17 protein-coding genes and 8 tRNA genes are annotated in these 22914 nt (G+C 35.7%); all 25 read left to right on the forward strand.

The window, feature by feature from the left end:
- Window positions 1-7: 7 nt before the first annotated feature.
- Entirely contained in the window at window positions 8-1015 is a 1008-nt protein-coding gene (gene ruvB, locus ABZP26_RS06430) for a Holliday junction branch migration DNA helicase RuvB (protein ID WP_013464636.1), read from the forward strand.
- Between the two features lie 874 nt (window positions 1016-1889).
- Window positions 1890-2594: a protein TolQ gene (gene tolQ, locus ABZP26_RS06435; RefSeq protein WP_016899821.1), complete on the forward strand. Its 705-nt coding sequence runs from the start codon at window positions 1890-1892 to the stop codon at window positions 2592-2594.
- A complete protein-coding gene (gene tolR / locus ABZP26_RS06440) occupies window positions 2581-3012 on the forward strand; it encodes a protein TolR (RefSeq protein WP_016899822.1) in 432 nt (143 codons plus the stop codon). The genes tolQ and tolR overlap by 14 nt, the downstream gene beginning before the upstream one ends.
- Before the next feature lie 4 nt (window positions 3013-3016).
- Window positions 3017-3922, forward strand: a complete 906-nt coding sequence (gene tolA / locus ABZP26_RS06445; protein WP_368485508.1) for a cell envelope integrity protein TolA — start codon at window positions 3017-3019, stop codon at window positions 3920-3922.
- Window positions 3923-3930: 8 nt separating this feature from the next.
- Window positions 3931-5289, forward strand: a complete 1359-nt coding sequence (gene tolB, locus ABZP26_RS06450; protein ID WP_013464640.1) for a Tol-Pal system beta propeller repeat protein TolB — start codon at window positions 3931-3933, stop codon at window positions 5287-5289.
- A gap of 35 nt (window positions 5290-5324) precedes the next feature.
- Window positions 5325-5864, forward strand: a complete 540-nt coding sequence (gene pal / locus ABZP26_RS06455) for a peptidoglycan-associated lipoprotein Pal (protein WP_013464641.1) — start codon at window positions 5325-5327, stop codon at window positions 5862-5864.
- Window positions 5865-5877: 13 nt separating this feature from the next.
- Window positions 5878-6630 (forward strand): tol-pal system protein YbgF, encoded by a 753-nt coding sequence (gene ybgF / locus ABZP26_RS06460; RefSeq protein ID WP_024601152.1) that lies wholly within the window; start codon window positions 5878-5880, stop codon window positions 6628-6630.
- Between the two features lie 171 nt (window positions 6631-6801).
- Window positions 6802-6877 (forward strand) — tRNA-Lys (locus tag ABZP26_RS06465).
- A 69-nt stretch (window positions 6878-6946) separates the two neighbouring features.
- Window positions 6947-7022, forward strand: a tRNA-Lys gene (locus ABZP26_RS06470).
- Between the two features lie 64 nt (window positions 7023-7086).
- A tRNA-Lys gene (locus ABZP26_RS06475) sits at window positions 7087-7162 on the forward strand.
- Between the two features lie 69 nt (window positions 7163-7231).
- Window positions 7232-7307: transfer RNA gene (locus ABZP26_RS06480), tRNA-Lys, on the forward strand.
- A 65-nt stretch (window positions 7308-7372) separates the two neighbouring features.
- Window positions 7373-7448, forward strand: a tRNA-Lys gene (locus ABZP26_RS06485).
- 65 nt (window positions 7449-7513) lie between these two features.
- Window positions 7514-7589 (forward strand) — tRNA-Lys (locus tag ABZP26_RS06490).
- 65 nt (window positions 7590-7654) lie between these two features.
- Window positions 7655-7730: transfer RNA gene (locus ABZP26_RS06495), tRNA-Lys, on the forward strand.
- A 150-nt stretch (window positions 7731-7880) separates the two neighbouring features.
- Window positions 7881-8921: a quinolinate synthase NadA gene (gene nadA / locus ABZP26_RS06500; RefSeq protein ID WP_013464643.1), complete on the forward strand. Its 1041-nt coding sequence runs from the start codon at window positions 7881-7883 to the stop codon at window positions 8919-8921.
- Between the two features lie 170 nt (window positions 8922-9091).
- Window positions 9092-9181: transfer RNA gene (locus ABZP26_RS06505), tRNA-Ser, on the forward strand.
- 78 nt (window positions 9182-9259) lie between these two features.
- On the forward strand, window positions 9260-10579 hold the full coding sequence (locus ABZP26_RS06510) for a tyrosine-type recombinase/integrase (RefSeq protein WP_368485509.1): 1320 nt from the start codon (window positions 9260-9262) through the stop codon (window positions 10577-10579).
- Window positions 10580-10790: 211 nt separating this feature from the next.
- Window positions 10791-11882 carry a tyrosine-type recombinase/integrase gene (locus tag ABZP26_RS06515; protein ID WP_193051418.1) on the forward strand — a complete coding sequence of 364 codons (1092 nt, stop codon included), beginning with the start codon at window positions 10791-10793 and terminating at the stop codon, window positions 11880-11882.
- Between the two features lie 464 nt (window positions 11883-12346).
- The gene (locus ABZP26_RS06520; RefSeq protein WP_193051416.1) at window positions 12347-12844 is read left to right on the forward strand and encodes a hypothetical protein; all 498 of its coding nucleotides are present in this window, start codon (window positions 12347-12349) and stop codon (window positions 12842-12844) included.
- The gene (locus tag ABZP26_RS06525) at window positions 12841-14241 is read left to right on the forward strand and encodes a relaxase/mobilization nuclease domain-containing protein (RefSeq protein ID WP_368485510.1); all 1401 of its coding nucleotides are present in this window, start codon (window positions 12841-12843) and stop codon (window positions 14239-14241) included. Before ABZP26_RS06520 ends, ABZP26_RS06525 begins: the two co-directional genes overlap by 4 nt.
- Before the next feature lie 212 nt (window positions 14242-14453).
- Complete coding sequence (locus ABZP26_RS06530; protein WP_368485511.1) at window positions 14454-16844, forward strand: hypothetical protein; 2391 nt, start codon at window positions 14454-14456, stop codon at window positions 16842-16844.
- Between the two features lie 204 nt (window positions 16845-17048).
- Entirely contained in the window at window positions 17049-17417 is a 369-nt protein-coding gene (locus ABZP26_RS06535) for a hypothetical protein (RefSeq protein ID WP_368485512.1), read from the forward strand.
- Window positions 17418-17570: 153 nt separating this feature from the next.
- Window positions 17571-21008 carry a hypothetical protein gene (locus tag ABZP26_RS06540; protein ID WP_368485513.1) on the forward strand — a complete coding sequence of 1146 codons (3438 nt, stop codon included), beginning with the start codon at window positions 17571-17573 and terminating at the stop codon, window positions 21006-21008.
- Window positions 20989-21444, forward strand: coding sequence for a response regulator (locus tag ABZP26_RS06545; RefSeq protein ID WP_193049677.1), 456 nt, complete (start codon window positions 20989-20991; stop codon window positions 21442-21444). The genes ABZP26_RS06540 and ABZP26_RS06545 overlap by 20 nt, the downstream gene beginning before the upstream one ends.
- Complete coding sequence (locus ABZP26_RS06550) at window positions 21437-22606, forward strand: response regulator (RefSeq protein WP_193049676.1); 1170 nt, start codon at window positions 21437-21439, stop codon at window positions 22604-22606. Before ABZP26_RS06545 ends, ABZP26_RS06550 begins: the two co-directional genes overlap by 8 nt.
- Window positions 22607-22914: the final 308 nt, after the last annotated feature.

The raw sequence follows: 22914 nt of genomic DNA on the forward strand, positions 1-22914 counted from the left end.
GTAAATTATGATCGAAGCTGATCGCTTAATAGATGCTGCTGAAAAAACCAACGAAGACACCATAGACCGTGCTATTAGGCCTAAGTTATTGGCCGACTATCGTGGTCAGCCGCATGTTAAGCAACAAATGGAAATATTTATTGAAGCTGCGCGCAGTCGTAGCGAAGCGTTGGATCACTTATTGATATTTGGCCCACCAGGCTTAGGTAAAACCACGCTTGCTAATATTGTGGCGAACGAATTAAACGTAAATATTAAAACCACCTCTGGTCCTGTGCTTGAAAAAGCGGGCGATTTAGCCGCATTGCTCACTAACCTTGAAGAAGGTGATGTACTGTTTATTGATGAAATTCACCGTTTGAGCCCGCAAGTTGAAGAAATACTCTACCCGGCAATGGAAGATTACCAGCTCGATATTATGATAGGTGAAGGCCCTGCAGCGCGTTCTATTAAGCTTGATTTACCCGCATTTACACTCATTGGTGCAACTACCCGTGCGGGATCATTAACTTCTCCACTGCGTGACCGTTTTGGTATTGTTCAGCGCTTAGAGTTTTACTCTGTGGAAGACTTATCGCATATTGTGGGGCGCTCAGCGCATTATCTTAGTTTAGAAATGTGTGACGATGGCGCGGCCGAAATAGCCAAACGTTCGCGCGGTACGCCACGTATTGCAAATCGTTTATTGCGCCGAGTGCGCGATTACACCCAAGTAAAGTCAGACGGTACGGTTAATGCTGAGGTGGCCCAACAAGCCCTCGACATGATTGACGTTGATAAAAGCGGTTTTGATTACATGGATCGTAAATATTTACTCGCCATCATCGAAAAGTTTATGGGTGGCCCTGTTGGCCTTGACAACTTAGCCGCGGCAATAGGCGAAGAGAAAGAAACCATAGAAGATGTGATTGAACCCTTTTTAATTCAACAAGGATTTATTCAGCGTACGCCGCGAGGGCGAATTGTCTCTGATAATGCGTACCACCATTTTGGCTTGTTACCTAAAAAAGATTAAATAACCAGAATAACTAGACTCTTTCTAAAGCCACTGTCATTTTAACGACAGTGGCTTTTTAGTATGAGCAAAAGCTAAATTTAGACGTATTTTACTTTGCCAATAATTCACTGAGCGTTAAGACATATCAGGCTATTGTGCGCCTGCTGTAACGTTACTGAGGCCGAGTGTAGCTGATTTGACAAATTGCGGGCAAAAAAAAGCCCGCAAATAATGCGGGCAAACAACAAGTTTAAGGAAGTAATCTAGGGAACTACGTTTTACTTATTGAGGTCATACCCCAAGAAGTAAAAAAGTAATACGAAATAAATCATATTACGAAGAACTGGATTCAATGAAATAGCTTTCATTTAATGCGCTAGCTCGGTATGGGAGAATAATACCGAAGCGGCAGAATTTGTTCAAACTAGAAAATTTATATTTTCAGATTAAAAAAACTAATAGCAAGGGTTTTCTGTTTTTACTTAATGTTGCATGTTAATTAACCATTAATTCTATAAGTTAATGAAATGCTTTGTTTATGTATATTAACATATAAACGTTCGGTATTAGTTTTACTATTACGTTAAGGTAAGCGTGTAGAGTTTATGAGTGCTTATGCATTAATTTTGAATAAACAGCGTATTTTTGTGACTCTTTAGTGAAATTAAGCGGGCTTATAGATAGCCTTATTGTTATTTATTTATACAGTAAAACAAGAGTTAAGTAGTAAAACTATTTTTTTAACGTTTTTTGTTGGCTATTCACAGCAATATCGTTGTCAGCAGGAAATACACTAGATACACTAGCTGAACTTTAATGGTGGCTAATGTGTTACAAAGTTACCTTACTCAAATAAATCAATTTGATGTTTTTAATTATTTAGGAGTTTAACGTGGGATCAGGGCTTAATTTTTTAGATCTAATTCTAGAAGCCAGTTTGCTTGTGCAATTAGTAATGCTAGCGTTGGTTGCTATGTCGGTTATGTCGTGGGCTATTATTTTTCAACGTAAAAAAGCCATCTCTGACGCCTTAGCAAATGCCAAAAAATTTGAGCAACGTTTTTGGTCTGGTGTTGACTTAAGTAAGCTATATAACGAAATTTCATCACGCGGTGGTCAATCAACGGGTATTGAAGCGTTATTCACCTCAGGTTTTAAAGAGTTTGCACGCCACAAAAAAAATACCTTTCAAAGTGCAGGCATTGTTATGGAAGGCACGCACCGTTCAATGCGGGTTGCGCTTTCTCGTGAAATAGAAAAACTAGAATCAAGCTTATCGTTTTTAGCAACCGTTGGGTCAATTAGCCCCTACATAGGTTTGTTTGGTACAGTATGGGGTATTATGAATGCCTTTATAGCCTTAGGTGAAGTAAAACAAGCAACCTTACAAATGGTTGCACCAGGTATAGCAGAAGCTTTGATTGCAACAGCAATGGGTTTATTTGCGGCTATTCCTGCCGTTATTGCCTATAACCGATTTGCTAATAAAGTTGAAAAGTTAGAATCTCATTACATTAACTTTATGGAAGAATTTGCCAATATTTTACACCGTCAAGCAGCTACCCAAATAGAGGCTCAAGCGAATGTACCAGCGTAAAAAGCGTCGCCCAGTCGCAGAAATTAATGTAGTACCATACATTGATGTAATGTTGGTGTTGCTTATTATATTTATGGCCACTGCGCCATTAATAACCCATGGCGTAAAAGTAGACCTACCAAAAATGGAAGAGTCAGACTTGGTTGATACCAAAGATACGCCGCCCATTATTGCCTCTATTGATTCGCAAGGTAAGTATTATGTAAGCATAGGTACTGATCCGGAAGAGCCAATGGAAGCATTAGATGTAGCCGCTGTAATTAAACTACAACTAATGAAAAACCCCGATACCCCAGTAATGATTAAAGGCTCAGGTAAAGTGTCGTATCAAGAAGTGTTACTGCTCATGGATTTTTTGAAGAATGCAGGTGTACCATCGGTAGGCTTAATGACCGAATCCTTTGAGGGGACCAAGTAGTCATATGAATACGTCGTTAATCAAATCAGTAATACTGCATTTAGCATTAGGGGGATTTTTGTATGCATCAGCAAACATTCATCAACCTAAACCTAAAGTAATGGAAGTGACGCTTAATGCCGCCATTCCTGAGCCAGAAAATGCGGTGTCTGCTGTGACCGTGGATCAACAGCAGGTTGAGCAAAAAATTGCTGAGTTACGCAAAAAAGAAGAAGATAAAAAGCGCGCTGAAGATAAACGCATTCGTGATTTAGAGCGCCGCGCAGCCGATGCACGTAAGCAAAGTGAATCTGAAGCAAGACGCATTAAAAAGCTAGAGCAGCAGCGCAAAGCTAAAGAGAAAGAAAGAGCTGAAGCCGAAGCTCAAGCTAAAAAAGCCCGCGAAATAGAACAACGTGAGCGAGCAAAGGCCAAACAAGCGCAAAAGCAAAAGCAAGAGGCTGAAGATGCTGCTAAAGCGGCTGCCGACAAACGCAAAGCCGAAGAAGCCGCGCTTAAAAAAGCGGAAGAAGAGCGTAAAAAACGTGCTGAAGAAGCTGAGCGTAAACGTCAGCAAGCATTGCAAGAACAAATACTGCAAGAGCAACTTGCCAAAGAGCAGGCTGCTCGTAATAAAATACGTCAACAGCAAGTAGTGAGTGAAGTTGATAAATACCGTGCATTAATTATGGCGCGTATTCAGCAAAACTTATTAATTGATGAAAAAATGAAAAACCAGCAATGCCGCATTAATCTCCGTCTTGGGTTTAATGGCTTGGTTACGCAGGTTAAGTCGTTAGGCGGTGATAAGTTAGTGTGTGAAGCTGCTTTAAGAGCGGTTCGCATGGCTGACACATTACCGGTATCGAAAGATAAAGACGTATTCGAACAATTAAAGAATATTAATATAACCATCGCGCCAGAGTTTTAAGGGATGACATGTTTAACAAAATTAAAATAGCCTGTTTAGTTTTAATATTAGGGTTTCAGGGCGTTGCACACGCGGCACTTGAAATTGTTATTACTGAAGGTATAGACGGTGCAAGACCGATTGCGATTGTGCCTTTTAAATACCAAGGTATTGGCCCTATTCCAGAGCAGCTTAGCGATGTTATTGCTGCTGATCTAATGCGCAGTGGTAAATTTAAGCCAGTTAGTGTTTCACAAATGCCTCAACAACCACATAAAGACGGCGATATTGATTACGGCGCTTGGGTTAATAAAGGCGTTGAAGCGGTTTTAGTGGGTGAAGTAGAACAGCAAACCAACGGACGTTACTTAGTACGTTATGAGCTTGTTGATGTTATTCGCGGCCAAATTACTGGTGGTGAAACACAAATGATGAGCAACGGTAAGCTTGTTCAAAGCCAAGACCATATTTTAGAAGCACGTCAAAGCGTAATTGGTGAAACTGGATTTCGTCGATACTCGCACCGCATCAGTGATGTTATTTATGAAAAGCTAACTGGCGAAAAAGGCGCGTTTTTAACAAAAATAGCCTATGTTATTGTACGTGATACCGAAGAAAAGCCTTATCAGTTAGTGGTTGCTGATTACGATGGTTTTAATGAACAAGTATTATTGCGTTCAAAAGAGCCATTAATGTCACCGGTTTGGTCACCTGACGGTACTAAGTTAGCGTATGTAACCTTTGAAAATCGCCAGAGCCAAATTTACATTCAAGACATTTATACGGGTAAACGCGAATTGATCACCAGCTACAAGGGAATTAACGGCGCGCCGCAGTTCTCGCCAGATGGTAAAAAGTTACTGCTAGTGCTGTCAAAAGATAAAACTGGTGCAACTGAGGTTTACTTATTAGACTTACTAACACGTAAAGAGACGCGATTAACACGCCATCGTAGTATAGATACCGAACCTTCGTGGTACCCAAATGGTGAAGATATAGTATTTACGTCGGAAAGGGGTGGTAATGCTCAGATTTATAAGTTAAATTTAAAAACTGGCAGAACGCAAAGATTAACCTTTGACGGTGACATGAACCTAGCGGGTTCTATTTCGCCAGACGGAAAAGAATTAGTGATGGTAAACCGTACTAACGGACAGTATCATCTTGCTAAGAAAGAGTTGGCTACAGGTGCGTTTCAAGTTTTAACACGAACTCGCCTTGACGAATCACCGAGCATAGCGCCGAATGGCTCGATGATTATATACAGCACGCTCCACAATAATAAACAGGTACTTGCGCTAGTATCGATGGACGGCCGTTTTAAAGCACGTTTACCTGTGCTTGATGGACAAGTAAAGGCACCGGCTTGGTCGCCATATTTACAGTAATAATTGCTGGTTTACTCAAAATAGGAATCTACTCAATGCAACTTAACAAAATACTTAAAGGCCTGCTAATTGCTGTGCCAGTAATGACACTAGCAGCTTGTAGCTCATCTTCAGATATCGACGAAAATGCAGCTAACCAGTCAAACCAAGCAACTGTTGAGCAAACAACAACGGATACAGTTGAAGTAGCCACAATGACGCCAGAGCAACAAGCAGAAGAGCAACTTCGTCAAAAGTACGAAGCGCTTCGTCAAGAGCAAATTATCTACTTTGACTTTGATAAAGCGACAGTTGAAAGCAAATATGCAGACTTACTTCGTGCACACGCTGAGTTTTTAGTTAAAAATCCTTCTGTTAAAGTATTAATTGAAGGCCACGCAGATGAGCGCGGTACGCCAGAGTACAACATTGCACTTGGTGAGCACCGTGGACAAGCAGTTGAAAAATACCTACAAAGCTTAGGTGTTTCTGCAAGCCAAATGTCAGTAGTTAGCTACGGCGAAGAAAAGCCAATGGTTAAGACTCGCACAGAAGCAGCTTTCGCTAAAAACCGCCGTGCGGTACTAGTTTACTAAGATAAGAGATATTATGAAGCCGAAAATTATTTTGGCAGCCATGATATTGAGCGGGAGCACCCAGTTAATGGCTGCTCCCGCTCCTGTTTCAGAAGCTGCAAGTTCACAGTCAAGCATTGAAAAGCGTTTAGCAACACTTGAAAGTATGATGCAACAGCGTAATTTTTTACAAGTAGAGTTACAGCAACAGCTCAATTTACTGCAAGATGAAGTTAGTCAAATACGCGGAGTAACTGAAGAGCAAAGCTATAAGCTTGAAAAAGTACTCCAGCGTCAACGCGAGCTTTATCAAGAAATTGAGAACCGTGTTAGCCAAGCGTATGCAAAGCCGACCGTTCCAGCGCCTACAACAGACTACACACAGCCAAGTAATGAGCAGAGCTACAGCAGCGATTTATCTGAAAACGAAGCGTACGAACGTGCTGTTGCGCTTATAATGAAAGATAAACGCTACGACCAAGCTATTCCAGAATTTCAAGCGTTCTTAACAACGTATCCAAATTCAGTGTACACCTCAAACGCACATTATTGGCTGGGACAACTATTAACGATTAAAAATGACGGTGTAAAAGCAGCCGAGCACTTTAAAGTAGTTGTTAACGAATTTCCAAATTCAAATAAACGCCCAGATGCGATGTTAAAGCTTGGTACACTTTTACAAGAGCAAGGTTTGAAGGCAGAAGCACAAAAAATACTGAATGAGCTTATCAATCAGTACCCAAGTACAACTGCTGCTAAATTAGCCACAGATCGCTTATCAAAATAAATGTTGATGCTTGATTAGACTGCTTTTTGTCATAAGCGGTCTAAAATTGCTCAACTAGACATAAAAACTTAAAAAAAGAGACAATTTCGGTTGCACTCATTTTATAAATAAGTATTATAAGCGCCCGCAGCAAACGAATGGTAACCCCACTCGAAATGCGACAAAAAGAGCGGGTCATTAGCTCAGTTGGTAGAGCAGTGGACTTTTAATCCATTGGTCGATGGTTCAAGTCCATCATGACCCACCATTCTTTATTGTTAATAAAGTTTGGTCTTAATCGGCGGATTTACGCAATGTGTTAACAAACACAATGAGCGGGTCATTAGCTCAGTTGGTAGAGCAGTGGACTTTTAATCCATTGGTCGATGGTTCAAGTCCATCATGACCCACCATTCTCTATTGAATGGTTATAATCGGCGGATTTACGCGTACTTACTTTTATAAGTAAATCAGAGCGGGTCATTAGCTCAGTTGGTAGAGCAGTGGACTTTTAATCCATTGGTCGATGGTTCAAGTCCATCATGACCCACCATTCTTTTTATATTAGAATGGTCTAATCGGCGGATTTACGCGTACTTACTTTTTATAAGTAAACCAGAGCGGGTCATTAGCTCAGTTGGTAGAGCAGTGGACTTTTAATCCATTGGTCGATGGTTCAAGTCCATCATGACCCACCATTCTTTACTGAATGGTTATAATCGGCGGATTTACGCAGCCTTACTTTTTATAAGTAAACCAGAGCGGGTCATTAGCTCAGTTGGTAGAGCAGTGGACTTTTAATCCATTGGTCGATGGTTCAAGTCCATCATGACCCACCATTCTCTATTGAATGGTTATAATCGGCGGATTTACGCAGCCTTACTTTTTACAAGTAAACCAGAGCGGGTCATTAGCTCAGTTGGTAGAGCAGTGGACTTTTAATCCATTGGTCGATGGTTCAAGTCCATCATGACCCACCATTCTCTATTGAATGGTTATAATCGGCGGATTTACGCAGCCTTACTTTTTATAAGTAAACCAGAGCGGGTCATTAGCTCAGTTGGTAGAGCAGTGGACTTTTAATCCATTGGTCGATGGTTCAAGTCCATCATGACCCACCACTTCTAGTACACTTTCTTAGACATGAAATATTTCCTACTATCTCCCTAATCTTTATTTATAAACTGCCTTGTTAGATTGCTATTATTTAGTGTTAGTTTCTCGTATAATTTGCACTATTAATTACACTGTAAATAAAGTGGACGAGAACAATGAGTTTAGCTCAAACTATTATGCCAGAAGGCTATATCTTTCCTCCTAAGCCAGCTCCGTTAACACAAGATGAAAAAGGCGAATATAAAGCGCGAATAAAGCAGTTACTGCAAGAAAAAAACGCGGTGCTTGTTGCTCATTATTACACTGATCCTGAAATTCAAGCACTCGCTGAAGAAACAGGCGGTTGTGTAGCCGATTCTCTAGAAATGGCACGCTTTGGCGCTAGACACGAAGCCGACATGATCATTGTCGCGGGCGTACGTTTTATGGGTGAAACCGCTAAAATTTTAACCCCCAATAAAACTGTGGTGATGCCAACACTTGAAGCGACTTGTTCATTAGATATTGGTTGCCCTGTGGATGAGTTTTCAGCATTTTGTGATCAACACCCAGACCGTAAAGTGGTGGTATACGCTAACACCTCTACCGCGGTTAAAGCGCGTGCTGATTGGATAGTTACCTCATCGTGTGCACTTGAAATAGTAGAGCACTTAGATGAGCAAGGTGAAAAAATTATTTGGGGCCCAGATAAGCATTTAGGCAGCTATATTCAAAAGAATACCGGTGCCGATATGATCATGTGGAACGGCGCATGTATCGTACATGACGAATTTAAAACCAAAGCCTTAAAAGACATGAAGGCATTGCACCCAGATGCGGGCGTACTTGTGCATCCAGAATCACCGGCTGAAATTGTTGAATTAGCCGATGCAGTTGGCTCTACTAGCCAGCTAATTAAAGCAGCGCAAACTATGCCTAATAAAAAGTTTATTGTAGCCACCGATCGCGGTATTTTTTATAAAATGCAGCAACTATGCCCAGAGAAAGAGTTTTTCGAAGCTCCAACGGCCGGTAGCGGCGCTACGTGTAAAACTTGCGCTCACTGCCCATGGATGGCAATGAATGGCTTACAAGCGATTGAGGAAGCACTGATTGATGCCAGCGGTAAAGAAGTGTTTGTTGACATGGATTTGCGCGAAGGCGCACTTAAATCATTAAATCGCATGCTTGATTTTACAGCCAATATGGCAAAATAATAGATGGCAATATAATGCATTAGATAAAGGCGATACTCAGGTATCGCCTTTTTTATTTGCTTATAGCTGGTTAGTTTGATTATTGAGCAGTTAAAAGCGTGATGTTAAAAAGGCCTTGCATCAAGCAAGTGTATTTCATACTATAGCGCGCTGTTGCAATGCAACATTGTGGAGAGATGGCTGAGTGGCTGAAGGCGCACGCCTGGAAAGTGTGTTTAGGTTAATCCCTAACGAGGGTTCGAATCCCTCTCTCTCCACCATTATAAATTATTGAAAATAAAAGAATAAGTACGTCAAATCCTCCTTTATTCTGCTCGGTGGTTCAATCGAGTGGTGCAATGTACTTAATCAAAGATAGAAATAATACTTATTATACTAGAATCCCTCTTCCTAAAGCATTACGGGACAGTGGATATCCATTTTCTGTAAAAATCTCCTTGAAGACCAAGGTCAGATCTATAGCAGTTGATAGAAATCTTTCAACCTCACTTTTTATTCGACGACTACTTCCTTATGTTTACTCTTGCGCCTCTGTTAATCAGTTCTCAGCATGGTTTCACGGTAAGGTCGCGGAGTTTAGAGAGCATAGCTTCAATAGCGACGTAATAGCTAATCAAGCAACTTTTGAGGGTAGCGAAATATTAGAGCCCTCGCTAAAAGTTAATTTATCGTCAGCGCTGGCTGAGTTTATTGAAGCAAAAGAAGCCGAGCAGATTTCATACCGCTCTCTTAATCAATTAAATCTAAGAATTAATCATTTTATCCAATGGTCAAAAGATCTTCCATTAAATACTGTCACGCCGAAAATGGCGATGGATTATCGAAATTTGTTGATAAATGAAGGCCGGAGTTACAAAACAAATCATAACTATCTATCAGCGATAAACCAGTTTTTTAAATGGTGCACTGTTCTGGAATATATCCAATCTAACCCTTTTGAAAAAATAAAACTTGGCCAGAAGCCAAGTAAGAAAAAGCATGAAGAAAGACTGAGATGGAATGAAGAACAGCTGGATCTACTATTTACCCATTTACAATCCAGATATCAAATTTTGAAACATTCTGAATTTAAACAAGCCGATCTCTGGGTGCCGTTATTATGTCTTTATGCGGGAATGAGAGTTTCTGAAGCTTGTCAGATTACTGTCGATTCTATCACTGAAGTTAATGGAATTAAGGTCTTTAACATCGACAGTGCTGATGAACATTCAAACTTAAAAACAGACAATGCTTACCGTCAAATTCCAGTCCATTCTCTTTTATTGGATTTAGGTTTTCTCAATTTCATTGCCAAGCAGAAGTCACGGGGAAAGAAATTACTTTTTAGTGAAAAGCCGGATGATGAGTATGGTGACTGGAGCAAAAAGATCAGTGCTCGATTTTTACGCATATTGAATAATTTAGGAATGAAAGCTGGTAATCGACCTACAATTTACGGATTAAGACATACATTTATTGACGAACTTCAACAGTTAGATGTTAATGAAAATATTGTTGCTGAATTGGTTGGACATTCTAAAGCAAATATAACGTTTGGAAGATATGGAAAGAAGTTAAACATTAAACTATTGAAAGAAAAAGTGGAGTTATTACCTAAAAAACTTATAAATCTGAAAATAATTGAAAAAAAATTTGAACAATTTCCACCAAAAAAATGATTAATGTTAACTCTATGAAAAATTTAGTATTTATTTTGGTGCTAATACACGATGAGTATTAACCAAACAATGTCGTATGGTGCTCATTGTGTATCAAAAAACCTATTAAAATCAGATGGTTGTAAGTTTTTTGATTTGACAGTTAATATCAATTAGTTATATCTTTGCCTCGCAGTTGCAATTCTGCAATTGCTTAAAAGGTAGTAACAATATGAGAATCGAAATATTTAAAATAGAGAATGAAACAAAATTAAGTGCTGTAATAGATCATGCCGTTCAATTGAAATGTTCAGGTTTGGCAGAGAGCACCATAATCGGACATATTAAAAAATCAAATCAGATTAAAGGCTGGATTGGCCAATATGCTGTAGGTCAGTTTAGAGAAAACGAATGGTTACAATTTGAAGCAGAGTTATTTGCAAAAGGATATGCACGTAGAACTATCAAGAACTTTATGGAAATTATTAATCCAACGATTAAACTTTTAACTAATTCGGGGTACTTGAAGTCTAACCCGCTTGGCAATAAAGGCTTTCCTGTAGCAAATAATAAACCACCAGAAGTATTCACAGTTAATGATATTCGACGCCTAATTACGATTGATAAATCATTTCGAACTGAAATTTTACTTATTCAGTTTGCATTGCTGACTGGGTTGCGAATAGGGGAGCTGCTTGCTCTGAACGAAGAGGGTTTTAACAGAGAAAATGGGCAATATCTCGTAGAATTCACCCTTGCTATGGGGGGATATAAAGTGACGAAAACAACATCCTCAAGGAGGCTAATAGATTTGTCTGAAAATGCGATTTCTATTTTGGAACAATTAATCTTGTTAGCTAAACAGCGCCGAACTTCGATAGTTAATGTTACTCAGAGAGATAATATTACTGTTCAAAGTTATACACGAACTATGCTGGCTTTTAACTCGAAACGTAATGAAATATTCAATCATGTTGACGACTTTAAAGCGGATTTTTTCAAAGCTCATTGTCAATCTCGAGGAATTAAATATATAGCGCCAAAAAATTTAAGGCATACTTTTGCAAGTCAACTTTTAACAAAGGGTATACCGCTAGCTTGGGTTGCTAAACAAATGGGGCACACAACAAAAGAAATGATTGAAAAGCACTATGGTGTTTGGATAAAAGAAGATGCAACAGAAACATACGACAAAGTTGAAGAGCATTTTAGTAAGTACTTTGAGCTTCCTAGTGTGAAAGCTGCAAACGATGATGTATTTGAAACCCAGCCAATTTCATTTTGGAAAAGATTACTTTTGACTTTCTGTAAAAAAGCAAGCTAGCAATTAGCTTATAGTAATTAAAGGCTCGAATAAGAATATGAATAATGCCTTTATTTACGAAACTACTAACTCATCAAAAATTAATTAAATTTATTTTTACATTTCAGTTTATTACCATTCTTGCAAAACCAAAATCTTAAAATACAGTTTTTCCAAATACTTATAGAAATTAACCAAGGCTATATTTTAGGTTTAATGTATATAAAACAAATGGCCAATTAAATCAGTGGTTTAGGCTTGTTGACTGTGTGAGTTATTTGTGTTTTTATTAATATAATCCTTGTAAAAATTAGTTAAATTCTTGGTGCAGGGTAGGTCAAATAATCACTATTATCATAGTTGTTATTTTGACTGTATGTCTGCTCCCGCAGTACATAATAATATTAATCAGACGATTAATGGATAATGCTTAAATAATAAAAAACAGGAAATAATAGCAGTCGTCATAACATAAAGGTAATGTTATGACTGAAAATCATACAAATACAGATGAACGCCGAGTTCATCGAATCACTACATATTTCTCAAAAACAGAACTTGCAGAATTCTTAAAAGCGTTTAAAAAATCAACTATTACTAATAGTAGTCAATTTATACGCCATCAATTAATGCTCTCAATTGATCCTGATGCAAAAATTGTCATCTCTATTCCCAAGATCAATAAAGATATAGCCATTGAAATGACAAACTGTGTTTCAGCTTTAAATCGTTTAGTTTCTTTTTTAGAGCAAGAGGTACTCACTGATGAAACAAGATCAGATGAGTCTAAAGTTGATAATCTGAATAAAGCTATAAAGTACGTAAATGAAGTAGATAAAGCTGCTTGGATGCTCGCTCACTTTTTTAAAGGTGATATTCACAAAAAGCATGTTATGCAAAATATGGCACTTATAACATTAAGTAGCAATGAATTGCTCGAATTAGCCGCTGTCTCCATAGCTGAGGGGGACTTCGTACAATGATAGTTGAATATATCAAAACTAAAAAACAAGATGCACGAGGCACAGCACCTATATTAGTAAAGTATATTTGTAATATAGAGAATGCCAATACAGGAAAAAGCCATGACACTGTTAAATTCATCGGTACGAGTTCTTCTCTGTGTGTACCTAACCCATTTTATTCGTTTATTTCCAGTTCTAAATTTGATGCTAGTAAAATGGAAGTGGATTGCAGTGCAATTATTGAAGAATTTGAGAAAGCTGAGAGTAAAAATCGAAGAGTTAAACATCCTTATCTTCATATTGTAATTTCGTTACGCGAAAATGAAACGCTAACGTCATCAAAATGGCATGAGTTAATAAAAGACTACGTAAATAAAATGGGGTACACAGATCACCATTGGTTTGCATGTTCGCATTCAAATACCATAAATCAACATGTACATATAATGCTTTGCTGCATCTCAAATACACCACCATACAAAAAACTCAAGGATGGTCAAAATTATAAAAAGTCAGCTTTAGTTCGACAAGAATTAGAAGAAAAGTACTCATTAGAGCACGATAATAATCCTTATATAGGTGACTTATGTAACAAAGTAAATAACCCTACGATTAAGACGAAAATTCATGAAGTTAGAAGCGTCATTGACAGAGTTATTGTTAATTCAAAGGCGGAACAATTATCATTGCCGGAATTTATAAAGGCTTTAATAAATAAAGGTGTTGGGTGTCATGTACAATTACAAAAGGGGGAAGTTAAAGGGCTGAGCTTTAGTATAGGCGGTAACTCGTTTAGGGCAAGTAAAATGGGTCTTGGGTATAAATTTAAAGACTTGCAGCAAAAGGGAATTTTTTATAATAAAGATGAGCATTGGGGAGCTGTAGAAGATTCTAACGAGTTAGAAATTAAGGTTACGGATTTAATTAGTAATGGCTTTAAACCAGCTGGAATGGAGCTAAGTGAGCCAAATCAACATTATGTTCTAATCCCTAGTCCGGAAGTAAAAAAGAATCCGTTAGACAAATCAAATCACAGTTATCAATTTTTTAAACTTTGGATTCCCGTTTCTACCCATGGAAAAACCAAACAACAAATTGAAAGTGAAATTATGCAAATGAAAATGATTCGACTACTGCTAAAAGTATATTTTCAGTGGTTATACTCTATAAATAAATCTAAACAAGAACAAAACGGCGTCAGATTTAAAAACTCAAATTATGGAATATCAAAAGGTATAAACTTAAGCAGTGAGCAACTGGGAAATATAGTTAAAGTGCCCAATAATTTTAAAATGTTAAAATTACACGATTGCTTACTAATTTCTAAAAAAGAGTTTCTACGCTTAAAAAGCAAAGACAAAAGAAAAATATCAAAACCGCCATCGCAATTTGCGATGGATATATCTATGTTTTAGATGTTCTCTTTCTGTCCCAAACTTGCCGTATTTTATATATATAAATATGATGATTTTGGGACACATTCAATTGTTTCAATCAAAATTATGTTGAATATTATCATTTCATATTCGTGACCCCCCACTTTTATCAAAAGTATACTAGCCCCCTAATAGGGATTGTTGGGTAACTCATTATAAGCTTTGCTCTTGATTAAATATTGGAGCAAAAAATGAAAGAAAGTAGAAAAATTATTAAGTGTAATTATGGTGAACGGTTTTATTTAGAAGCGGCAAATGACGAATGTTATTACACTGATCATAAACAATTAGAAAAGCAGCTAAAAAACAAGAGTGTGGCTGTTATATATTTAGCAAATTCAGTCAACCTAAAATACGTAGTTAACTTAGCTTTTAAATATCAATGCGTTCTATATATAAACAAAAACACCAAATATGACTTTTCAAATAGATATGACGATAAACAGTCGAAACTTGAAAATGCATTAACATTACTTAGTTTAGCTGAAGAGCCAAAACTGTTGAGTAACGCTGTCGAAATTGTATCAGACATACTTAAGCACCAAATTCCCTTTAAAATGTCCTTGTGCGATGCTCAAGGGCATTTAGAGCAAAATATTAACCCAAACCTAGATGTAAAAAAGGCTTTATCTCAGTTTTTCAAAAAATATCAACGACACCGTAAATATATAAAAAAGTACATAGAACCCGATGCTAATAATAATATAAAAATTGTTAAGCTCAGTTATCAATTTGAGTTACTAGATTATCTGAAGTCGCACAAAGGTATGTTTGTTCTTAAAAGTGGAATGGGCAGTGGTAAAAGTAAATATGGTGTCTCTGCTTATTTTAAAGACTTGTGCCGGAATTCAGAATATAAACCAACGATACTTACTCCAGATATTGCTTTATCAAAACAGATTGTTCCCGAGCAAGACTCTAGGCATTATCAAAGTAAAAATTTACCAAAGGATATTACGAGTTTGTCTGGCTTAGTTTGTTGTGTTAACTCAGCAACGACAAACGATAAATTTTTCAGGTACATACAGGAATCTCAAATCCTATTCGTGGAAGAGTTTGAGGAATGTGCTTTAGCGTTAACACAGCAGCTAATCAAAACAGGTAAGTTAAGTGAACGCGGAGACGCAATGGCACGTTTTTTTCAGTTACTTAATAAAGATAAAGTTATTATTGCGGATGCATTATTTAGTGATTTAAGTGCTAGACAAGTTATTGAAGCAACAAATAAAAACATCACAATAATTGAAAATACTGATCCAGTTCTTACTCCAAAAAGATCTGTAACAGTTATGAGCCGGAATGTTCATTTTAAACAATTGATAAATAATATTAATGCAGGCTCTACAGAAATAACGTTTTCCGATCAAGGCCAAAAGTACTCAAGTAAGTTTTTCCAAAGCCGCGACATTGTGAAAGCTAATGCTGAAAAAAAGCGGGATTCCGAGGTTAGAACACTAATTATAAATAGTACGTTTCTTAAGAGTAAAGGAGGTCAGGAGCTAATAAATGATTTTGAAAATAGGATTAACGAGTACGACTATATTCAAATATCACCCTCGTTAACATCTGGCTTAAATTTTGATTTTAAAGCAATAACTAGAACTAATTTATTAGCAGCTAAAACTATACTACCCACTCAATTAATTCAGTCTAGCGGAAGATTTAGGAGGGTTCTTGAAATACTTTTATCATTTTCACAGTCTCAAGGTATTTATCACCGTGACGCTGAAGCTATCAAATTCCAAGAGCTTATCGAAAATGTCAATGAAGACGAATACAGTGAAGAGGTTTCAGCAATTAACAATAATTCAGATGTTGAAAGGGTAATATCACGAATACAGCACAATAATTTCATGAGATATCATTATGAAAATAACGTATTAATCATGCTTGAACACCTAGGTGTAGAGGTTAAATACGACCGCCAAACTAAATTAGTAGAAAAATATCAAACCAACGTGACCGTAGATAAATTAATGACGGTTAAAACCCTCCAAGCAAATGAGTATTCCCATTTAAAACACCAGTGGGAGGGATTGGGCGAAGGGCAACGTAACCAGTTGAGAAAGTATGAAACTCTTACTTATTTTAATGTTTTAAATTGTGAGGGTTTATACCGAAGGGTATTAGAGTTCGATAAATTTTCAACGGGAAGATTTAAGCTAAATAATATTTATTTATGTAGAACAAATAAACCAGAGAAAAAACTAACGGCGTTGCAACGCATTAAACAAAAAGTATTCCGAAAAATATTGGATATATTAAAAATAGATATACATACATTTTCAGGACAATATTTCATATCTGAAATATTAGAGCTAGAAAATTTTATAGCACACGGCACTATAGAATTAGATAATTCTATTATCGACATTCAAAGTATCAATAAATCAATATTTGAATTTAAGAGTGTAGCCTATGAAAATAAAGGATCTTTAGTCAGTGATATACTTAAAAATAATTTTGGGCTAGAACAAATTTCTAGCAGGCCCAGAATTCAAGGTAAAAGAGTGAAGAGATATGAAATATGTCCATTAAGTATTAAAAATATTGAAGAGTTATACCTACTTGTATATAGATAAAGGTAAGACTTTAGAAACTATATTTGCGATAGCAAATTGGAATATTTATCTGACTTAGAGATGAACGATCGTTAGGAGTTTGTGGGGTGTTATTGTATGCCCCAAAACTTTACGATAATTTAAGGTCAACAGTCGATTGCAAAGGCTACTAAGGCCTTTAATCAAGAATTTATTTTAGCAGTTAGCTATCAAAGGAATTGTAAAATGAAAAAACTAATTATTATCTTTCTCGCATTAATTGCTACTCCTTACGGTCATGCCGGCACGTTGAATTGGTATCGTGTAAATTGTATTGAAGATTCAAGTAAAGTGGGTATTTGTAATGCCGTTGTCAGCTCCACTATTTCTGGAATTATTTCTGGTTATGCTGTCGCTGATAAAAAACCATTTTTTTGTGAGAATAGGTACTTTGCATCAGAGTATCTTCATACCGCGAATAGATTCAAACCTTACGCAAAAAGTTTAACTGAAAATACTTATACAATTAAGCAGCAAAAAAGCATTCTTTTATCTGATTTTATAGTTGAGTATCTGAAATCTGATCTGCCATTGGAGGAATGCTCAGATAAATAAGCATTAAAATAAAGTCATTTTTATATGTTCTTATATTAAGATAACGTTTCTTAAGTGACAAAAGTTATTGATTCTGTTAGTTTTTAAAGCTTATTGTTCTTTAAAGTGTGTAATGTTTCGATTTTATTAAAGCAGTTCAGGGAAAGCCTAGTTATGGTTAAAAAAATAAAGAAAAAGGGAAGATATTTAGATTCTAACCCATCAATAACTTTCAAAAATTGGTTAATTAAAAAAGGTACTTTATCAACTGAGGAGCTAATTGGGTTAATCAACGAAATAAGGTGTACATCTAGGAATTTAATCGTAGCAAATTATATTGTTATGGAACTTTTTCAAGTTCCAATATTTAAATCTGCTTTTGATAACTTATTAAAGAATCGTGATTTTGAAGTTGATTTATTTAATTTAAATACACTGATTGAAAGTTCGATAGATGATAGCCTTCATTTTGTTTCTACTTTAATTACCCACTATTCTAAAGAGTGCAGTTTTTTTGTACAAGAGAGAAAGGTTTTAGAGAAGGCTCTTTTAGACGAAAACTATAACGTTGTAGAGTGTCAACTTGATAAAATCATTGAAAACTGTGGTCAGAGTATTTGGACAGTTTCCACTTATTTTTCTAGTTTGTTTTTTCAACAGAAAGATAAAGAGCTTTTAGATTTTCGTAATTCATTGCCCGAAGAGTTATCTAGAAAGTCATCCGGTACAATCATATATGAATTTTTAAAAAGCAGAAGTACTGCTACACATGAATCATATATTCAATCATTGGGGAGGCAACTAGAAGATCTTCGTGTACATGGATATGAAAATTTAGAAGATTATTTCAGGTTTATTTCAAATTTTAACCCTACCGATTCTTATGCTGATTTAAGAGTAATAATATCAAATTGCTCAGTTAAAAGAATCCCAGACCTTTATACGTACTTTATTAGAATTTTTAGATATTGTCTTGTTCATGGGATTGAACTTGAAAAAACTTTCAAAATGATAAGTGAAGTCCAAGATCAAATTAATGATGATGAGTTGACACTATTACTTAATAAATACCAGTCATCTTACGATGGAAATATTGGCCAAGAAAAGCATTTAAAAGAGATTTCAAATCAATACATAAGCGGTGATTTAGTAAGGGTTATAAAGAGTTGTGATACGTTATTTAAAGAACATCCCAATCTTTCTTTCCTTTATGAAATTGTGTCGAAATCGATCACTAGTAATGATGATTTACAAAGTTACCCGCCGATGGTAAAAAAGATAATTACTAGGTTTTATCAGTTAAATAATAAAAACGATATAGACACTTCTTTAAAAGAACTTAAATTAATTTTTTTAAATTTAAAACAGTTCGATTGGGCTTACCATATCAGAGCACAATTTGAAAAGTATGCATTTAAAAGTAGAGAAAGCATATCTACCTGTTATAGTTTTGCAGATTCAACTCAGGTTAGGATTTCCCCATTTGACCTTAAATTTTTCAGTTCAATTAAATCAAAGACCGTAAGAGAAATATTGTGCAGCTATTGGAAGGGAAATATATTTATTCAAGAGTTTTTAGGTTCATCTACCCAAGATACAATAGATTTTTCAAATAACATCCCTAGTTGGAGAAGCATCAAAGGAAAGGCTGAGTTTTTATTTCTTTCAGGTGAATATAATGAATCTCTGGCGCTTTTTAATAAATTAAAACATATCAGTGAACCTCAATTATGCCAGCAAGAAATCAGAGCAAGAGTTGTAGATTGTTATTATAAAAATGAAGACTATAAGCATGCTATAAAAGAAATGTCTATTAGCTTATTACACGGCATTGAGCCAGCACTTTTACCTCTAAAAACAATCTCTAAATATATCATTTCCCATATCAAAAGAAATAACGATATTGAGTTATTAGAGGCTTGTGCAATTTCGTTACATTATTTCAATTTAAAATATCCGACTACTAATGTTACACAAGAAATTTCTAATATCGTTGAGAATTTACTTTTTGAAATTGGAATTAAAAATCATTCAGAACTAAATCCTTTGAGTTGGCCTTTGTCTCATTTTTTATTATCTAAGGTAATGACTGTAGATGTAATGGATGGGTTAATCACTTTTTTTCATAGCGATGCAGATATATATAAAACGAGGCTTGATATTTGTTCTACATACATTAAAGAAAACCCTAAACATGACTTCATAAAAGACATAAGTTTTATAACAAATGAATACAACTCTGTTTTTAACAGGCTGATTTTATTTATATGCAGTTCTGATATTAACGAAGGCCGCATAAAAATTGAAAAAGAAGCTCTGAAGGTCTTACTTATTGAAGAGTACGCTGAAGGTTTGGAACAGCTTGATAGAAATGTTGCTATAGAAGATGTCAAATTTGTAGAAATAAAAAATAAGGATAAGTTTGACGTTACAGTTACAGGGTCAGATACAGTAAATACTTTAGCGGAATTATTACTTAGTATTTATCGAGAATATACGGTTAATAAATTACACGGTCTTGATAACTGTCTTAATCTTAGATTCAGGCATGGCGAAGTTAAGAATCATCTATGGTCCCCCCTTAGAAAACAAGGGCTTGCTGGGCGAAAGGCAGCAAATAATAAATTTAGTGTAGATGAGGTATTTGAAGACTATAGATTATTTAATGAGGAATCGTTGAGTCACGCTAAAACTTCTCTTTCAAATTTTTTAGTCGAGATCGAGAAAGATATTTATTCGTTCAGAGGGAAGTGTAATGCTGATTCTGTTGACTTAGTTGGTGAGGATGAAAGGTTTTTCCAGTATATATTGGCACCTCAAAATATTATTGACTTTGTAGAGCTATTTTCTGTTGGAAAAAGTTTTGAGTCATTAGTGGACAACGTATTTGTATGGTTAGACGATCAAACTGAATCAATTTTAACAGAATTAAGAACCGTCGCTTTAAACGAGCTGAAAGAAAAAATGCTCTTAAAATTTGATAAGTTATTAACTGAAGTTGAATTTGCTCCTTTAGCTTTTAAGCAAAAAGTGAGTTTAGCTAGGAGTGAAATAGCTGAAAGGGTAGACGATATGTCAGCATGGTTTGAGTGGGCTGAAGAGCCATCTAGTCCTTTTAACTTTGGTGCCGTGTATGAAAAATCTTCTGAGCTAGTGGAGTCACTATACCCATCAATTAGAATAAACAAAGTATTTAAAGATGATACACATATTTTAATAAAACCTGCTAATTTCACAACATTGGTAACGGTATTATCTTTAGCAATTGAAAACTCAACTCGGCACTGTGGTTTGAGTATTGAACTTGATCTTTTCGTAAGTATAAACAAAAGTGGCTCTAGTTATACTTTAGAAGTCAGGAATTCGATAAGTAAAGAAGTTTTCAAAACTTTATCAAGCAGAATAGACGTGATGAATGATGAGTTAAGCTCTAATAATTCAGATAAGGCATCGAAAGACACTGGAAGCGGTCTTTTCAAAATTAAAAGTTTATTAGCAAACAGAGTCAAGGTGAAAGCTAATATTTCAGTGGCGCTTAAGCAAGATGAATATAAGTTAATTATTCAAATAATAGATGGTGAAGGGTTACTTTATGAAAATTCTGATAGCTGATGATTCTGTTCAAAAAGTAGAGGATGTAAAAAATTTTTTACTTGGAGACTTCGGACTTTCTGAAATAGATATTTCTGTTACGACATCATTCAAAGACACAATAAGAGAAATCACTAGAACCGATTATGACTTAGTAATTTTAGATATGTCTATGCCTTCAAGCTCAGGCTCACTTAGCCGTACCAGTAGAGCATTAGCTGGAAAAGATGTATTAGCAACAGTTTCATATCGTCAATTAAAGACTGTAAAATTTATTTTGTTTTCTCAATTTAGTGAGTTCGGACGACATGATGATGTGATTTCACTAAGTGAAATTTATGATTCTTTGTCAGAAGAGTACTCAGAGTATTTAATCGACTTCATAAAATATAATGGCTCTTCTGATTTATGGAAAGTCAAACTAGAATCTATCATAAGATCTTTTAAAAATGATTAATATATTAGTAGTAGAAGATAACAAAGATAAACGTGAACACATTAATAGTGTGATTACATCAACGGGGTTAGATAAATCCAACATTATTAATTCAAAAAATGTGATGGAAGCAATTCAAGAACTCAAATCTAAACAGTTTGAAATTATGGTTCTCGATTTAAAGCTTCCCATTAGGGGGAAAATCCCTAAAGATAATGCTGGATTAACCATTTTAGAACAAATTCAGAGTGGACAAATTCCATCTCCTAAAAGCGTCATAGGCCTAACTAGCTTTTCAGATCTTAAAAATAACTCAGAAAAACAATTTATAGCGTCTGATATAAGTTTATATGATATTTCTAAGTCAGATGATTGGATTGAAGCTCTTAAGGGTAAAATAGCTTTTCAAAAAGGAGCTAATGCTAATCAGAAGGTCAATAGTAAGAAAAAGGTAATAGTTACGGTCCATGGGATTAATACCGCTGGGAGGTGGCAAAATTCTTTAGAGAAAGCATTAGGCTCTAATAATAATTTTGTATTTAAACCATACAAGTATATTCACAAAGCTCCTTTCAAAATTCTTATACCCATATGGCGAAAAAGAGTATTATCTGCCTTTGAAAGAGATTTAAAGCAGTTAGTATCAGAGCATCCTGAGGGGGAGTTTTATTTTTTTGCTCATAGTTTTGGGTCATATATCTTAGCAAACGCACTAAAAAAAATGTCATTTTTAAATGCGCCTAATATCAGACTTGTAACCTTAGCAGGTACAGTTTTGAAAAGAAACTTTAACTGGGCTGAAATTAAAAAAGAACTATCAGTTGATAATATTGTAAATGACTGTGGTGTAAATGATGGAGCATTACCATTCGCTTATCTCTTTGCTCCGGGTCTTGGAATGGCCGGTAGAACAGGCTTTTATGGGTTCAAAGAAGGAGTTGTACTCAATAGATATTATGATGGTGGACATTCATTCTTCGAAGAGTCAGAAATTTTTTATAGAGAGTATTGGTTGCCCCTCGTAACTGAAGATAAAATCAAAACCACAGGTCATTCTGATGTTGAGCCAAACGAATTGTTAGAAATTATATTCGATTCAGCTAAGTGGATACTTTATGGACTTGTTTTGCTTTTAGTATTTTATTCTTTCTTTTCAATAGGAACTGACTTAGTAAATAACTAAAATTTGTATGCTGAAAAGAACTCTAAAGCTGAGGGTTATGGACTAATCAGACCCTCGAATACTCATAATTAGGTATATTTATCATTCTTGTGTTTACAGATTATTTAATTTTAGTTACTGTTAGCTGATATATGATAGGCACACTGTTGTGGTGCAATTAAAAAGTTAACCCCGAGAATACTAAAGAGATAACTGATTTTATTACTTAATTATCAATTAGTTAATTTTTTCTGTTGGAGTGTTGAATATTTTTAGAGGGTTCGAATCCCTCTCTCTCCACCATTATTCTATATTAGGACGCTTTTAGC

The sequence above is a fragment of the Pseudoalteromonas sp. SD03 genome, assembly GCF_040937955.1.
GTDB classification, from domain to species: Bacteria; Pseudomonadota; Gammaproteobacteria; order Enterobacterales; family Alteromonadaceae; genus Pseudoalteromonas; species Pseudoalteromonas tetraodonis.

Bases quoted from the DNA above. Each gene is read 5' to 3' on its own strand.
- tolR (WP_016899822.1), top strand. From the start codon at position 2,581: ATGTACCAGCGTAAAAAGCGTCGCCCAGTCGCAGAAATTAATGTAGTA.
- ABZP26_RS06545 (WP_193049677.1), top strand. From the start codon at position 20,989: ATGAAAATTCTGATAGCTGATGATTCTGTTCAAAAAGTAGAGGATGTA.
- tolA (WP_368485508.1), top strand. From the start codon at position 3,017: ATGAATACGTCGTTAATCAAATCAGTAATACTGCATTTAGCATTAGGG.
- tolB (WP_013464640.1), top strand. From the start codon at position 3,931: ATGTTTAACAAAATTAAAATAGCCTGTTTAGTTTTAATATTAGGGTTT.
- ABZP26_RS06520 (WP_193051416.1), top strand. From the start codon at position 12,347: ATGACTGAAAATCATACAAATACAGATGAACGCCGAGTTCATCGAATC.
- ABZP26_RS06530 (WP_368485511.1), top strand. From the start codon at position 14,454: ATGAAAGAAAGTAGAAAAATTATTAAGTGTAATTATGGTGAACGGTTT.
- ABZP26_RS06550 (WP_193049676.1), top strand. From the start codon at position 21,437: ATGATTAATATATTAGTAGTAGAAGATAACAAAGATAAACGTGAACAC.
- ABZP26_RS06540 (WP_368485513.1), top strand. From the start codon at position 17,571: ATGGTTAAAAAAATAAAGAAAAAGGGAAGATATTTAGATTCTAACCCA.
- ABZP26_RS06535 (WP_368485512.1), top strand. From the start codon at position 17,049: ATGAAAAAACTAATTATTATCTTTCTCGCATTAATTGCTACTCCTTAC.
- ybgF (WP_024601152.1), top strand. From the start codon at position 5,878: ATGAAGCCGAAAATTATTTTGGCAGCCATGATATTGAGCGGGAGCACC.
- pal (WP_013464641.1), top strand. From the start codon at position 5,325: ATGCAACTTAACAAAATACTTAAAGGCCTGCTAATTGCTGTGCCAGTA.
- ABZP26_RS06510 (WP_368485509.1), top strand. From the start codon at position 9,260: ATGTACTTAATCAAAGATAGAAATAATACTTATTATACTAGAATCCCT.
- ABZP26_RS06515 (WP_193051418.1), top strand. From the start codon at position 10,791: ATGAGAATCGAAATATTTAAAATAGAGAATGAAACAAAATTAAGTGCT.
- nadA (WP_013464643.1), top strand. From the start codon at position 7,881: ATGAGTTTAGCTCAAACTATTATGCCAGAAGGCTATATCTTTCCTCCT.
- ruvB (WP_013464636.1), top strand. From the start codon at position 8: ATGATCGAAGCTGATCGCTTAATAGATGCTGCTGAAAAAACCAACGAA.
- ABZP26_RS06525 (WP_368485510.1), top strand. From the start codon at position 12,841: ATGATAGTTGAATATATCAAAACTAAAAAACAAGATGCACGAGGCACA.